15 protein-coding genes are annotated in these 13,422 nt (G+C 63.5%); all 15 read left to right on the top strand.

Features of this window, described 5'->3' with window-relative positions:
- The first annotated feature begins 348 nt into the window (after window positions 1-348).
- The 15 genes from OCT39_RS09625 (at window position 349) to OCT39_RS09555 (ending at window position 13,388) form a co-directional block, all read left to right on the top strand.
- Window positions 349-897, top strand: a complete 549-nt coding sequence (locus OCT39_RS09625; RefSeq protein ID WP_263584258.1) for a YceD family protein — start codon at window positions 349-351, stop codon at window positions 895-897.
- Between the two features lie 36 nt (window positions 898-933).
- A complete protein-coding gene (gene rpmF, locus OCT39_RS09620) occupies window positions 934-1,104 on the top strand; it encodes a 50S ribosomal protein L32 (protein WP_252107626.1) in 171 nt (56 codons plus the stop codon).
- 42 nt (window positions 1,105-1,146) lie between these two features.
- Window positions 1,147-2,199 (top strand): phosphate acyltransferase PlsX, encoded by a 1,053-nt coding sequence (gene plsX, locus OCT39_RS09615; RefSeq protein ID WP_263584257.1) that lies wholly within the window; start codon window positions 1,147-1,149, stop codon window positions 2,197-2,199.
- Between the two features lie 87 nt (window positions 2,200-2,286).
- Window positions 2,287-3,249 (top strand): ACP S-malonyltransferase, encoded by a 963-nt coding sequence (fabD, locus tag OCT39_RS09610; protein ID WP_263584256.1) that lies wholly within the window; start codon window positions 2,287-2,289, stop codon window positions 3,247-3,249.
- Between the two features lie 44 nt (window positions 3,250-3,293).
- Window positions 3,294-4,037: a 3-oxoacyl-ACP reductase FabG gene (fabG, locus tag OCT39_RS09605; RefSeq protein WP_263584255.1), complete on the top strand. Its 744-nt coding sequence runs from the start codon at window positions 3,294-3,296 to the stop codon at window positions 4,035-4,037.
- Window positions 4,038-4,161: 124 nt separating this feature from the next.
- Complete coding sequence (gene acpP / locus OCT39_RS09600; protein ID WP_008956801.1) at window positions 4,162-4,395, top strand: acyl carrier protein; 234 nt, start codon at window positions 4,162-4,164, stop codon at window positions 4,393-4,395.
- Between the two features lie 186 nt (window positions 4,396-4,581).
- The gene (gene fabF, locus OCT39_RS09595; protein ID WP_263584254.1) at window positions 4,582-5,820 is read left to right on the top strand and encodes a beta-ketoacyl-ACP synthase II; all 1,239 of its coding nucleotides are present in this window, start codon (window positions 4,582-4,584) and stop codon (window positions 5,818-5,820) included.
- 6 nt (window positions 5,821-5,826) lie between these two features.
- A complete protein-coding gene (gene pabC / locus OCT39_RS09590) occupies window positions 5,827-6,630 on the top strand; it encodes an aminodeoxychorismate lyase (RefSeq protein WP_263584253.1) in 804 nt (267 codons plus the stop codon).
- An 18-nt stretch (window positions 6,631-6,648) separates the two neighbouring features.
- On the top strand, window positions 6,649-7,656 hold the full coding sequence (gene mltG, locus OCT39_RS09585; protein WP_263584252.1) for an endolytic transglycosylase MltG: 1,008 nt from the start codon (window positions 6,649-6,651) through the stop codon (window positions 7,654-7,656).
- Window positions 7,657-7,703: 47 nt separating this feature from the next.
- Window positions 7,704-8,357 (top strand): dTMP kinase, encoded by a 654-nt coding sequence (tmk, locus tag OCT39_RS09580; RefSeq protein WP_263584251.1) that lies wholly within the window; start codon window positions 7,704-7,706, stop codon window positions 8,355-8,357.
- Window positions 8,348-9,331: a DNA polymerase III subunit delta' gene (locus tag OCT39_RS09575; protein WP_263584250.1), complete on the top strand. Its 984-nt coding sequence runs from the start codon at window positions 8,348-8,350 to the stop codon at window positions 9,329-9,331. Before tmk ends, OCT39_RS09575 begins: the two co-directional genes overlap by 10 nt.
- A 49-nt stretch (window positions 9,332-9,380) precedes the next feature.
- Entirely contained in the window at window positions 9,381-9,716 is a 336-nt protein-coding gene (locus tag OCT39_RS09570; RefSeq protein WP_263584249.1) for a PilZ domain-containing protein, read from the top strand.
- A 51-nt stretch (window positions 9,717-9,767) separates the two neighbouring features.
- Complete coding sequence (locus OCT39_RS09565; protein ID WP_263584248.1) at window positions 9,768-10,598, top strand: TatD family hydrolase; 831 nt, start codon at window positions 9,768-9,770, stop codon at window positions 10,596-10,598.
- A gap of 34 nt (window positions 10,599-10,632) precedes the next feature.
- Entirely contained in the window at window positions 10,633-11,193 is a 561-nt protein-coding gene (locus OCT39_RS09560; RefSeq protein ID WP_263584247.1) for a DUF1285 domain-containing protein, read from the top strand.
- Window positions 11,190-13,388 (top strand): ATP-dependent helicase, encoded by a 2,199-nt coding sequence (locus OCT39_RS09555; RefSeq protein WP_263584246.1) that lies wholly within the window; start codon window positions 11,190-11,192, stop codon window positions 13,386-13,388. Before OCT39_RS09560 ends, OCT39_RS09555 begins: the two co-directional genes overlap by 4 nt.
- Window positions 13,389-13,422: the final 34 nt, after the last annotated feature.

Below are 13,422 nucleotides of genomic sequence, written 5' to 3'. Positions count from 1 at the left end.
AGTATTCAAAAGTCGGTCAGCTCGGTAAAAGCACTCGTCCGGGTTGTATTAAACCGCTGTCGCCCACAAGTTTTAAAACGCAGTGCAAGGCGGTTTATAAAAGACTTTGAAAACCTGATCTAAAACAGTAGTTAAAAACAGCCCGCCTGGGTAGTGCCGGATGACTCAACGTAGCTTTAGGCAGGCGGGCGCTTAAAGAGGAAAGCGCTTTTTAGAACGTTTTAATACCCATTGATAACGCTTTTTATACCGCCTTGCGTAAAACGTGTGAGATTAACGCCTAAAAGGGCAAAGAAATGGCGGTACGGCTTTGACAGGGCCGCGGCGAGTGCCTATCATTGCGCGCCTATGTTGACCTCACAACTCCCCAGTCGGGTCGAGCCTTATAAGCTCGCCGCCCGCGACGAACGACTCGAAGGCCAGGTGGCGCTCGATAGAATGCCCCGTTTGGCCGAAGAGGCTGGTGAACAAACCGGCGAATGCTTTGCATCGCTTGCGTTTGGTATCGATGCCCAGGGTCGTCGTGAAATTCGTGGCCATGTGCGTGCAACGCTCTCGCTTGCGTGTCGCCGCTGTCTGGTGCCGCTAAGCCAGGACGTGTCGAGCGACTTCCTGCTGGGAATGATTGCCGACGAGGCGCTGGCGTCCGAGCTTCCTGCCAGTCACGAGCCGGTACTGGTGGAAAACGAACAGCTGGACTTGCTGACGGTTCTCGAGGACGAACTCATCCTCAGTTTGCCGCAAGTGGTCTATCACGACGAGGCCGAGTGTCATGTCTCGTCAGATCAGCTGGTCAGCAAGACGGACGGCGCAGCCGATGCGCCTGCCCCCGCATCGAATCCTTTCGCGGTGCTTGGCGCCTTGAAAGGAAAGGACTCATCCGACGGTAAGAAGTAAGCGGTACTTACCTACTTAATCCAGGAGTAACATCCCATGGCAGTTCAAAAAAGTCGTAAAACTCGTTCCAAGCGCGGCATGCGTCGTAGCCACGACGCCCTGACGGGCCCGACCCTGTCCCAGGACAAGGAAACCGGCACTACCCACCTGCGCCACCACGTTGCGCCGGACGGCTTCTATCGCGGTCGCAAGGTCGTCGAGGTATAAGCCTCACGTCTTGTTTAAACGGCAAAACGGAGCCAGTCTCACGTGCGCCTGGCGATTGATGCAATGGGGGGCGATGAAGGCCCCCGTTGTATCGTCGAAGGGTCTGCCAGGGCGGTAGTCGAACGCCCGGAGCTTGAACTGGTTCTGTTTGGCCCTGCTCAGCGCCTGGCGACTGAGCTTAAGCGCTTGCCGCGGCCTTTGGCTGCGGCAGCGTCGCGTTTGGTGGTTCGTGATACACCGGATTATGTGCGTCCGGACGCCACTGCGGCCTGGGCGCTACGCTATGGCCACGCCACCAGCATGGCCGCCATGCTGTCGATGGTCAAAAGCGGCGAGGCGAGCGCCGGCGTCAGCGCAGGCAACACCGCCGCGCTCGTCGCGCTGGCCCGACGCGACGTGGGGCTTTGCGGTGGGCTCTCGCGCCCGGCGATCAGCACGTCGATTCCGTCCGGGCAAAACGGGCGCTGCTATTTACTGGATCTCGGCGCCAACGTGGACTCGCCGCCGGAGCGGCTGGTGGATTTCGCCCTGATGGGGGCGGCGATGGCGCAGTGTCTGGACGGCATCGAGAAGCCCAGCGTTGCGCTATTGAACGTGGGAGTCGAGGCAGTCAAGGGCAGTGCCAGCGTGCGAAAGGCCGATGCGTGTCTTCGCGAGCGCGCCGAGTCGCTCGGTCTTGATTATCGCGGCTATGCCGAGGGCGGCGATATCTACCGGGGCGAGTTCGACGTGGTGGTCTGCGATGGTTTCATCGGCAACGTGACGCTCAAGGCAAGTGAAGGTCTGACCCGTATGCTCGTAAAGCGTTTGCAAACGGCGCTTGGGTCGCGTCCGAGCGGGCGGCTGGCGAGTTGGCTGGCAAGGCCCTTGTTGCGCCAGCTTCAGCATGAATTGAGTCCGGTGCGCTATAACGGTGCCACTCTTTTGGGTCTTAAAGCGAGCGTGGTGAAAAGTCACGGCAGCGCCGACGCCGAAGGTTTTTACTACGCGATCGAACGCGCGCTACACCAGGTAGCGCACAGTCTGCCCGCCCGTGTCGAGCGCCTGCTTTTAGAGCGAGGCCCGCGCGGGGCGAGCAATAAAACAACGCATTGAAAGTTGATTGGACGGCCGGCTGCCAGCGGCGCCGTCTTGTCCATGTGCTCGAATGAGCAAATGCCTACTAGAGCAAAGGTGAACGATATGTCACAACCCCTTGCCTTCGTGTTTCCCGGTCAGGGTTCGCAGCAGCCAGGCATGCTGCGCGAGCTGGCCGAGCGCTACAGCGTGGTGGGAACGACATTCGAGGAAGCGTCGGATGCCCTGGGCTTCGATCTGTGGAAAATCGTCCAGGATGGCCCGGAGGAGGCGCTCAACAAAACGGCGTGCACTCAGCCGGCGCTTTTGACCTCAAGCGTTGCGATCTGGCGCGTCTGGCAGGAGCTCGAAGGCCCGCGGCCCGGCATCATGGCCGGCCACAGTCTGGGTGAGTACAGCGCCATGGTGTGCGCTGGGGTCGTGGGGTTTGCCGAAGGCGTGCGCATGGTGCGCCTGCGCGGCGAGGCGATGCAGGATGCCGTGCCCGACGGTGAGGGCGCGATGGCTGCGATTCTGGGCCTTGGTGACGACGCCGTGGAAGCGGCGTGCGCAAGTGCTGCCCAAAACGAGGTGGTCGCCGCCGTCAACTACAATTCGCCCGGCCAGGTCGTGATCGCTGGCCACAAGGACGCGGTGGAGCGGGCGATCACTGCCTGCCAGGAAGCCGGTGCCAAGCGCGCGATGGCGCTACCGGTATCGGTGCCATCACACTGCGCGCTGATGCGCCCGGCCGCCGAGCGGCTCAGCGCCCACATGAAAGAGATCGAATTTCGCGCGCCGCGATATAAGGTCGTGCAAAACGTCGATGCAAAGGCTCACGCCGACATCGACACGCTGCGCACGCGGCTGATCGAGCAGCTCTATCAGCCGGTGCGCTGGTCGGCCTGCGTCGAAAAGATGGTCGACCAGGACGCCAGCGTTTTCATCGAGTGCGGGCCGGGCAAGGTATTGACCGGGCTCAACAAGCGTATCGTACGCTCGATCAAGGGGTTGGCGGTCAACGATCCGGACAGTCTCGAGCAGGCCCTCGAGCTTGCCCGCGAAGCGGTCGCCGACCATCGCGCGTAGGCGCTACACTGGTCAGATTCTCAAACGGTTAAAGGCAAAGCGTTATGACCATCGAAAGTAAAGTTGCGCTGGTAACCGGCGCCAGTCGCGGCATCGGTCGCGCCATCTCGCACGAGCTCGGCCGCCAGGGTCGCATCGTCATCGGTACGGCCACCAGCGAGTCCGGTGCGCAAAAGATCGATGCGGATTTGAAAGAGCAGGGTATCGAAGGCGCGGGTATCTGCTTGAACGTCACCGATCAAGCGAGCATCGATTCTGTGCTCAAGGAGATCGGCGAGCGTTTCGGTGCCCCGACCATTCTGGTCAATAATGCCGGCATCACGCGCGATAACCTGTTGATGCGCATGAAAGAAGACGAGTGGGATTCGGTCATGGATACCAATCTCAAATCCGTTTATCGTGTAAGTAAAGCTTGCCTTCGCGGTATGACAAAGGCACGCTTTGGGCGTATCGTATCGATCAGCTCGGTAGTGGCCACCATGGGCAATCTGGGCCAGACCAACTATGCGGCCGCCAAGGCGGGCATGGAGGGCTTTAGCCGGGCGCTGGCGCGGGAAGTCGCGTCTCGTGCGATCACCGTCAATACCGTGGCGCCAGGGTTTATCGCAACCGATATGACCGAGGCGCTGCCCGAAGCGCAGCACGAAGCGCTGTTGAAACAGATTCCTCTGGCGCGCCTGGGCGGGCCGGAAGAGATCGCTGCGGCGGTGGGCTTTTTGACCAGCGACGCGGCAGGCTACATTACCGGCGAGACGCTTCACGTGAACGGCGGTATGAATATGCGTTGATGGCCCGGATTCGACGGTTGCGTCGACCCTGGGGCGTCTATAAACTACCCGCAGCTTTTGGCTAGCGGTTCCCGATATAGCTGGTTATCAATAACGGCTAACTGTGAATGACTGGAGTACGTTGATGAGTACCATTGAAGAGCGCGTTAAAAAAGTCGTGGCCGAGCGCCTGAACGTCAAGGAAGAGGATATCCAGAATAGCTCTTCGTTCACCGAAGATCTGGGCGCTGATTCGCTTGACACCGTAGAGCTCGTTATGGCGTTGGAAGAGGAATTCGACACCGAAATTCCTGACGAAGAAGCCGAAAAGATCACCACGGTTCAGGAAGCGATCGACTACGTCAACGCCCATCAGTAAGGGCTGATCGACGCGATCGTCCAGACAGGCAGTCGATGTCTGGAGAAAAAAGAGCCGCCCCCATCCGGGGCGGCTTTTTTGTGTCGGCGGTTAAGTGAATTCGTTGGCCAATCTCCGGTATACTAGGCGAAATTTTTTACAGCAGGCCGTTTGGGTCTTGTACCAAGGATGCCGGGAGGAAAGCTGATGGCGCGTAGAAGGGTAGTGGTAACCGGGCTTGGCCTGGTCACGCCAGTGGGCAATACGGTCGAGCAAACGTGGGCCAATATCGTGGCGGGTAAAAGCGGCATTGCGCCGATCGAGCATTTCGATGCCAGCAGTTTCAATACTCGTTTTGGCGGGTCGGTGAAGGGCTTCGATATCGGCGAGTACCTTAATCCCAAGGACGCTCGCAAGATGGATCTGTTCATCCAGTACGGCATGGCCGCGGGTGGGCAGGCAATCAGCGACGCCGGGATCGAGTGCACCGAAGAGAACGCCGCGCGTATTGGTGTGGCGATCGGCTCGGGCATCGGCGGGCTTCCGATGATTGAGCAGAACCACAACGCGCTCAACAAGGGCGGCGCGCGGCGCGTGTCGCCGTTTTTCGTGCCCGGCTCGATCATCAATATGATCTCAGGCAACATGGCGATCCAGCACGGCTTCAAGGGCCCGAACATTGCGATCACCACCGCCTGTACCAGCGGCACGCATAACATCGGCTACAGCGCACGCACCATCGCCTATGGTGACGCCGATGTAATGATCTGTGGCGGTGCCGAAATGGCGACTACGCCACTGGGTCTGGGCGGCTTTTCTGCAGCGCGAGCGCTCTCCACGCGTAACGACGACCCGCAGGCGGCCAGCCGCCCCTGGGACGTGGATCGCGACGGCTTCGTGCTCTCCGACGGCGCTGGCGTGCTGGTGCTCGAAGAGTACGAACACGCCAAGGCGCGCGGCGCGCACATCTACGCCGAGCTTTCGGGCTTTGGCATGAGCGACGACGCCTTCCATATGACCGCGCCGCCGGAAGACGGCCGCGGCGCGGCGCTCGCCATGAGCAACGCCATCAAGGATGCCGGCATTGACCCGGAGAAAGTCGACTATATCAACGCTCACGGCACCTCGACCGCGGCGGGCGATCTCGCCGAAAGCCGGGCCATCGAGCGCGTCATCGGCGCGGGGGCCAAAAACGTGGCGGTGAGCTCGACCAAATCGATGATCGGCCATCTTCTTGGCGCGGCGGGCGCGGTCGAAGCGGTCTTCAGCATTCTGGCGATTCGCGACCAAATCGCGCCGCCGACCATCAACCTGGACAACCCGCAGCCGGGCTGCGATCTCGACTACGTGCCGCACACGGCGCGCGAGATGCGCATCGACACTACGCTCTCCAACTCCTTTGGGTTTGGCGGCACCAACGGCTCGCTGCTGTTCACGCGGGTATAAACGCCGATGCCCGAGGCCTGCCACGTACCCGGCGATGACCGCGGGCTCGCGTTTGGCGACGGGCTGTTCGAGACGGTGCTGATGCGCGCAGGCCAGCCGCTTTTGTGGTCCTTCCACGTCAAGCGTCTGGCCCGCGGTTGTCAACGGCTCGACCTTCCCATGCCTTCGCTCGATGCGCTGGAGGCGAGCTTTACGCTTGACCCGGCGCGCGGGCTCGAAGTGCTCAAGCTGGTCGTGACCCGGGGCAGCGGTGGCCAGGGGTACCAAACGCCCGAGGTATCCGAGCCGCGCCTGCTGGTGAGCTACCGCCCCTTTACCGCTCCGGTCGAGCGCTGGCGCCACGGCGCCTGCGTGCGACTTTGCGAGCTTCGCCTGGGCCATCAGCCCCGGCTTTCGGGGATCAAGCACCTGAGCCGGCTCGAGAACGTGCTGGCGCGCCAGGAGTGGCGTGACCCGGACATTCACGAAGGACTTTTGCTCGATACCCAGGGGCTGCTCATTGAGGCGGTCAGCATGAACGTGTTCTGGCGTGACCGCGGGCGAGTGTTCACCCCAAGGCTCGAGCAATGCGGCGTGGCGGGAACGCTTCGCGACGCGCTGATCGAGCAGGGCCACGTCGAGGTTGCCGAGATCGACGCGCGCGAGCTTTTGGGCGTCGAGGCGCTGTGGGTCGGCAACTCCGTTCAGGGGCTTTGGTCGGTTCATACCCTGCTCGACGCCGGTGGTGCCGCGCTTGCGCGCTGGCCGCTCACGACAGGCAGCCTTCAGCGCGAGGCGCATCGTCTTCTGGGCTACCCGGATTCATTTTGACAAGAGGCAGCGAGTGACATGGTGAAACGACTGCTGGGGGCGCTGCTGGTACTAGCGCTGCTCGTCGGGGCGGCGCTGGCCGGCGGCTACGTGTACTGGCAAAGCCGGCTCGACGCGCCGGTGACCCTCGATGAACCGACGCTTTATTACGTAGCACCCGGTACCGGGTTCAACCAGGCGATCGCCGATCTCGATGCCCAGGGCGTGGTCGACGATAGCTGGGCGTTTCGCCTGCTGGCGCGCATCGCACCCGATGAGGTGCCACGGCTTCGCGTCGGCGAGTACCGCATCACGCCGGATATGAGTGCGCGCGAGGTCATGGCGCTACTGGGCAGTAATGACGTGGTGACTTACGCGCTGACCGTGCCCGAAGGATGGACGTTTCGTCAGATGCGCGAACGTCTGGACCGCGCCGAAAAGCTCGACAACCGCACTGCTGGCATGAGCGATGACGAGGTGATGGCGCTTCTGGGTCGCGAAGGCACCTACCCGGAAGGCTGGTTCTTCCCGGATACCTACCGCTATCACTTAGGGATGAGCGACGTCGACATCCTTCGCCAGGCGCTCGAGCGTATGGAGCAGATGCTCGATGAGGCCTGGGAAGACCGCGCCGATGATCTCACCATCGAGTCGCCCTATGAGGCGCTGATCATGGCTTCGCTCATCGAGCGTGAAACCGGGGCGCCGGAAGAGCGTCGCGAAATCGCGGGCGTGTTCAAGCGGCGCATGGAGCAGGGCATGCGCCTGCAAACCGACCCCACGGTGATCTACGGTATGGGCGAGCGCTACGATGGGCGCATTACTTACGCGGATTTGCGTGAAGCCACGCCCTACAATACCTACGTGATCGACGGCATGCCGCCCACGCCCATCGCAATGCCTGGCCGGGCCTCACTCGAGGCCGCCGTCAACCCGCTTCCCGGTGAGACGCTCTATTTCGTCTCCAAGGGGGACGGCACGCACCATTTTTCGCGCACCCTGCGCGAGCATAACAACGCCGTCAATCGCTATATACGCAATCAGTAAGGCAGCGCCGGGGAGCCCGGCGCTGCTCACGGTTTTACGAGGTGTCAATGACCCAGCGCGGTCGCTTTATTACCCTGGAAGGGGGCGAAGGGGTGGGCAAATCCACCAACGTTGCCTTCGTGGCGCAGTGGCTTCGAGCACAAGGGCGTGAGGTCATCACGACCCGCGAGCCCGGCGGCACCCCGCGGGCCGAGTCGATCCGCGAGCTGCTGCTGGCCACCACGTTTGATGAGCCGCTCGATAGCGACGCCGAGCTTCTTTTGATGTTCGCCGCCCGCGCCCAGCACCTGGCCGAGAAGATCGAGCCGGCGCTGGCCCGCGGGGGTTGGGTGGTGTGCGACCGCTTCACCGACGCTACCTTTGCCTACCAGGGCGGCGGGCGCGGCATCGATCCCCCACGCATCGAAATTCTCGAGCGCTTCGTACAAAAGGGGCTCGCGCCGGATCTGACCCTGCTGCTCGATATGCCGCCGGAGGCGGCGAAGGCGCGTTTGGAGGGCCGTCGACAGGCCAGCAATACCGAGCCGGATCGCTTCGAGCGCGAGCAGGCCGCCTTTTTCAGCGCCGTACGCGATGCCTACCATGCGCGCGCCGCGGCCGACCCAAAGCGCTTTGCCTTGATCGATGCGCAAAAGCCGCTCGATCAGGTTCAAGCCGCCCTGACGCGGGCGCTGAGCGAGCGGGTGGCGGCATGGCGCTAGCGGATCTTCTGCCCTGGCATCGCGAGATGTGGCAGCAGTTTCTGCGACTCTCACGCGAGGGGCGCATGCCCCACGCGCTGCTGCTCAGCGGCGCCCGCGGGCTTGGCAAACAGCAGCTTGCCGATGCGCTGGTGGCGCGTACGCTGTGCCTGGACCCTGGTGAGCAGGCCTGCGGCCATTGCCACAGCTGCAGCATGCTCGCCTCGGGCTACCATCCAGATTTGATGCGCATTAGCCTGGAAGAGGGCAAGCGTCAGATTCGGATCGACCCGATTCGTGAGGTCAATCGCTTCGTTCACCAGACCGCCCAGCAGGGCGGCTACCGGGTGATCGTCATCAGCCCGGCAGAGGCGATGAACAGCGCCGCCGCCAACGCGCTGCTCAAGAGTCTCGAGGAGCCCGGCGAGCAGACGCTGTTTATTCTACTGTCGGACGTGCCCTCGCGCATGCTGCCCACCATACGCTCGCGCTGTCAGCAGTGGTCGCTGCCGAGCGTGCCTTTCGAGCAGTGTCAGGGCTTTTTGACCGAGCAGTTGGGCAGCGATGAGGCGCTTTTCTGGTGGCAGGTGTCCGGGGGGCTGCCGCTCTTGGCCGTCGAGCTTGCCGCCCCTGACGAGCGCGCGCTGCGCCACCAGATTCACGATAGCTTCGAGCAGCTGGTGCGCGGCGCGGAGCCGGTTTCTGAAGCGGCGCGGCTGGACCGCCAGATGATCGACGCCATATTATGGTACGGTATCGCCTGGCTCGAGGATCTGATCCGGCTCGGCCTGACCGGCCAGACCACGGCGCTGCACAATCCGGATCTGGAGCCGCTCTACCGGCAGGCGGTCAAGAATGCCCGTGTTCAGGACTGGTTTCGCCTGCTGGATTACGCGCGCGAGCAGCGCCGGCTACTGTCGATGGGTACCAACCCCAATCCTCAGCTGGTGCTCGAGGCGTGGCTGGTGCGCTGGTCGGCGCTTCTGCGCTCCTGACCGCTGCCTGGCCGCCACCACCCGTTTAACGCCACTGCACGAGGTGTCGATGACCGCTCAAAAAGCTCTTTCGCTGACGGTGCCGGATATTCCCACGCTGCTCTCGGCCTACATGCCGTATCTTGAGCGCGGCGGCATGTTCGTTCCTGTCGACACGCTCTATCGCCTCGGGCAGGTAGTGCACCTGCTGATCACGCTGCCCGGTGAAAGCGAGCGGCTGAGCGTGACCGGCACGGTCGTTTGGGTCTCGCCGGCCGGTATCAGCGGGCGGCGTATGGCGGGTATCGGCGTGCATTTTGGTCTTCAGGACTACGCGGTACGCGACAAGATCGAAACCCTGCTCGCCGGCCAGCTCGACGATGCGCCGGCCTCCTTTACGCTCTAGCTAACACGTCATACCTTCGCATCCCAACGTGTCGTTTTATCCGAGGCCTTAATGTTTGTTGACTCGCACTGCCATCTGGATCGTCTTTCCGAACACACCCACGACGGCGATGTCGACGCTGCCCTCGCGGCGGCGCGCGCCGCCCACGTGAGCCAGTTTCTGGCGATTGCGGTCACGCTCGACGATATGCCCGGTCTGGCCGCGCTGGCGCGCCGCCATCAGGACGTGGCGATTTCCGCGGGGCTTCATCCGCTGACCAGTGTCGAGCGCGAGCCCGATGTCGAGATGATCAAGGAAGCCGCGGAGCAGTTCGCAGCGGTGGCGATCGGTGAAACCGGGCTCGACTATCACTACCGCGATCGCGTGAGCATCGAGGTGCAGCACGAGCGTTTCAAGCGCCACTTGATCGCCGCCACCGAGCTCGAGCTTCCGGTGGTGGTACACACGCGTGAGGCGAAAGAAGAGACCCTGGCGCTTTTGCGCGAGCATACCGACCCCAATGTCGCCGGGGTGCTGCACTGCTTCACCGAAGATATCGAGATGGCCCGCGAGGCGATTCGCCTCGGCTTCTACATCTCGCTTTCCGGCATCGTCACGTTTGCAAGCGCGAAGTCGCTTCGCGAGCTCGCCCGGGTGCTGCCGCTGGATCGGCTGTTGATCGAAACCGATAGCCCATATCTTGCCCCGGTACCTCATCGCGGTAAACCCAACGAGCCTGCCTGGGTGGTAGAAGTCGCCGAATGCATCGCCACCGAGCGCGGTATCAGCGTCGACGAAGTCGCCATGCAGACGACGGCCAACTTCTACCGTCTGTTTCGCGGCGCCGCCCCCGATGCGCCGCCCCACGTTCAACAGGCGCTCGCCCAGGCCGGGCTCGTGTGAGCCCCGCCTGCGTGGGCCCCGTCGGGAGAACGCCATGAACATCGATCGTCTGCTCTCGCACCGTCCGGACTCGGCCACTGTGCCGCCGGTGGATCAGTGGCACCCGGCGCTTAGCGGCGATATCGATATCGTCATCGACGCCGACGGGCGCTGGCGACACGAAGGCGAGCCCTTCGGCCGCCCGGAAATTCCACACCTTCTGGCCACGCTCTTGCGCCGCTTCGATGAGGGGGTATGTCTGGTCACGCCGGTCGAACGCTGGCGAGTCACGGTCGAGGATTTACCTTTCGTGATCGTCGAGGCGGATTTCAGCGAGGGCGCCTGGTGGTTCACCACCCAGTTCGACGACGTCGTGCGCCTCGATGACGCCCGCCCGATGACGCTCAGCGAAGCCCCGAACGGCGAGCTCATGCCGGAAATCCCGGTGCGCTTTGGCCTGGCCGCCAGGCTTCACCGCAACGTTTTCTACCGGCTGGTCGACGAGGCGGTGCTCGAGGAGCACCCGGCTGGGGCAAGGCTGTGTCTCGAGAGTGCCGGCGCGCGCTACCCGCTTGGCGAACTTGGCGGCGACGAGCGCGCCCGCGAGACGCCGTGAACCTGACGCCGGAACAGCGCGCGGTCATCGAACACGCAGATGGCCATGCCCGGGTGGCGGCGGTGGCCGGTGCGGGCAAGACCACGACGATGGCCGCCCGTGTGCTGCGCCTTCTCGAGCGCGGTGTCGCCCCCAGGCGTATTCTGGTGCTGATGTTCAACCGCTCCGCGCGAGAGGATTTTCAGCGTCGCCTGGCGATCATGGCGCCCGCCGGCCAGGCGCTTCCCGACGTGCGCACGTTTCACTCGCTGGGGCACCGGCTCACCCAAAGCCTGTGCCGGTGGGGGGCGCTGGAGCAGCGCCAGCTTCTATCGGCGGAGTGGCAGCTCGAGCGGCTGCTGCGCCAGGCGAGTCTCAACGTGCTGGCGGATCAGCCCGAGCGGCGCGAAACCGCGCTCGACGCCGACCGGCTCGAAACGCTGGCGCACTTTTGTGGGCTGGTGAAGGCGGAGCTCTGCACCCCGCAGATGCTTTTCGAACGGTTGGAGCTCGAGCAGGAGAGCGATTACTTTCCCGACGCCTTTGTCGAGGCCGAGCGGCTTTTGAAGGATCACGCGCTGATGACCTACGCGGATCTTCTCTATCGCCCGCTGAACGCGCTGGAGGCAGACGCAGCGCTTCGCGCGCGCGTCGAGGGCTTTCTCGACCACGTCATCATCGATGAGTATCAGGACATCAATACCGCCCAACAGCGGCTTTTGAAGGTGCTGGCAGGCAACACGGCGAGCGTGATGGCGGTAGGAGATGCCAACCAATGTATCTATGAGTGGCGCGGTGCCCGGCCGGACACCATGCTCGACGACTTCACCGCGACCTTTGGCGCAGCCACCGACTACCCGCTGTCGACCACCTTTCGTCACGGCCACGCGCTGGCGCTGACGGCCAATCACGCGATCATGCAAAACGCTCGCCGCCCGGACCAGCTCTGCCTGGCCGCACCGGGCAATGTCGCTACCCGGATCGAGGCCGGCCAGGGCAATCGGCTGCTGCTCGAGGTGCTCGGTCAGTGGCAGGCGTCAAACAGAGCGCTCGACGAGGTGAGCCTTCTGGTGCGCAGCTGGGCGCTGTCGGTGCCGTTTCAGCTGGCGCTGCTGCAAGCGGGCATTCCGTTTCGTTTGGCACGCGAGGACCGCTTCGTGTTCCGCCTGCCGCTGGTGCAGGCGCTGGCCGGGTATCTCAAGCTTTCGCGCCGCCCGGCGCTGTTGAAGGACCCGAACCATCTCATGCTGCTGCTCGCCCAGCCCACGCCCTTCGTGGCGCGAGAGCGGCTGAGCCGTCTGGCGCACCGGCTGGCCGAGACTCAGACCTTTCCCGAGCGCAGTGACCCGCTTCTGGCCTCGCTCAAGCCGATCCAGCAGCGCACGCTGAAAAAGCGCTGGGCACTGCTGTGCGACCTGCCGACGCTTAGCGCCTGGCCGCCGGCGAAACTTTTGCAGCACGTGGTGACGACCATCGAGGCGGAAAAGACGCTCAAGCGCGCCGCCGCGCGCCGCGATAAAGGTGAAGAGGACGTGCGTCTTCTGGACGTGCTGATCGAGCAGGCGCAGAGCGTGCAGGACCCGGACGCCTTCATCGAGCTGCTGGAGCGCCCGGTGGAAAATCAGGCCGGCGGCGTGCTGATCAGCACGGTGCATGGGGCGAAGGGCCTGGAGTGGCCGCTGGTCGTGGTCGCCGGGGTCAACGAAGAGGATTTTCCCCATTACAGCCGCGACAACCCGCTCTCTGACGCGCGCCTGGAAGAAGAGCGTCGGCTTTTCTACGTGGCGATCACTCGCGCCCAGGAGCGGCTTTTGATTCTCAACGACGCGGGGGCGCACCGTGCCAGCCGCTTCATTGCCGAGAGCCGCTGGCACGACGGCGTGCGGGTGGCCGAGGCGCTTAAGGCACCGTCCCCGCCGGAAGCGGCGCTTAGCGTCGAGTCGACGGCGCTGATCGAGCGCTATCTCACGCGCCTGGGGCGTGAGGACATCCCCTTGACGACGGCCCCGGCAGGCAAAGCGCCGGCGCAAGGCGCGGGCGAGTTCTATCCGGGGCAGCGGTTGATGCACGAGGTATTTGGCGAAGGGGAGGTCGCCGCGGTGGAGGGCAATCCTCAGGATCCGGTGATCGACGTGCGCTTTACGCAGGCCGGGCGGCGCCGGCTGATTGCCCGGCGCGCGCCGATTACGCTGCTGGAAACCGCCAGGCCCGCCTGATCGGCGGGCCTGGCGGTTTGAGAAGGCTCGGCCT

This window comes from Halomonas sp. GD1P12, assembly GCF_025725645.1.
Taxonomy (GTDB): Bacteria; Pseudomonadota; Gammaproteobacteria; order Pseudomonadales; family Halomonadaceae; genus Vreelandella.
Note: the sequence above shows the minus strand (reverse complement) of the source record. Positions and strands in the feature narration are given on the sequence as shown.

What these genes read in the sequence shown, in the direction of transcription:
- OCT39_RS09625 (WP_263584258.1), top strand. Translation starts at nt 349, where the DNA reads ATGTTGACCTCACAACTCCCCAGTCGGGTCGAGCCTTATAAGCTCGCC.
- rpmF (WP_252107626.1), top strand. Translation starts at nt 934, where the DNA reads ATGGCAGTTCAAAAAAGTCGTAAAACTCGTTCCAAGCGCGGCATGCGT.
- fabD (WP_263584256.1), top strand. Translation starts at nt 2,287, where the DNA reads ATGTCACAACCCCTTGCCTTCGTGTTTCCCGGTCAGGGTTCGCAGCAG.
- fabG (WP_263584255.1), top strand. Translation starts at nt 3,294, where the DNA reads ATGACCATCGAAAGTAAAGTTGCGCTGGTAACCGGCGCCAGTCGCGGC.
- acpP (WP_008956801.1), top strand. Translation starts at nt 4,162, where the DNA reads ATGAGTACCATTGAAGAGCGCGTTAAAAAAGTCGTGGCCGAGCGCCTG.
- fabF (WP_263584254.1), top strand. Translation starts at nt 4,582, where the DNA reads ATGGCGCGTAGAAGGGTAGTGGTAACCGGGCTTGGCCTGGTCACGCCA.
- pabC (WP_263584253.1), top strand. Translation starts at nt 5,827, where the DNA reads ATGCCCGAGGCCTGCCACGTACCCGGCGATGACCGCGGGCTCGCGTTT.
- mltG (WP_263584252.1), top strand. Translation starts at nt 6,649, where the DNA reads ATGGTGAAACGACTGCTGGGGGCGCTGCTGGTACTAGCGCTGCTCGTC.
- tmk (WP_263584251.1), top strand. Translation starts at nt 7,704, where the DNA reads ATGACCCAGCGCGGTCGCTTTATTACCCTGGAAGGGGGCGAAGGGGTG.
- OCT39_RS09575 (WP_263584250.1), top strand. Translation starts at nt 8,348, where the DNA reads ATGGCGCTAGCGGATCTTCTGCCCTGGCATCGCGAGATGTGGCAGCAG.
- OCT39_RS09570 (WP_263584249.1), top strand. Translation starts at nt 9,381, where the DNA reads ATGACCGCTCAAAAAGCTCTTTCGCTGACGGTGCCGGATATTCCCACG.
- OCT39_RS09565 (WP_263584248.1), top strand. Translation starts at nt 9,768, where the DNA reads ATGTTTGTTGACTCGCACTGCCATCTGGATCGTCTTTCCGAACACACC.
- OCT39_RS09560 (WP_263584247.1), top strand. Translation starts at nt 10,633, where the DNA reads ATGAACATCGATCGTCTGCTCTCGCACCGTCCGGACTCGGCCACTGTG.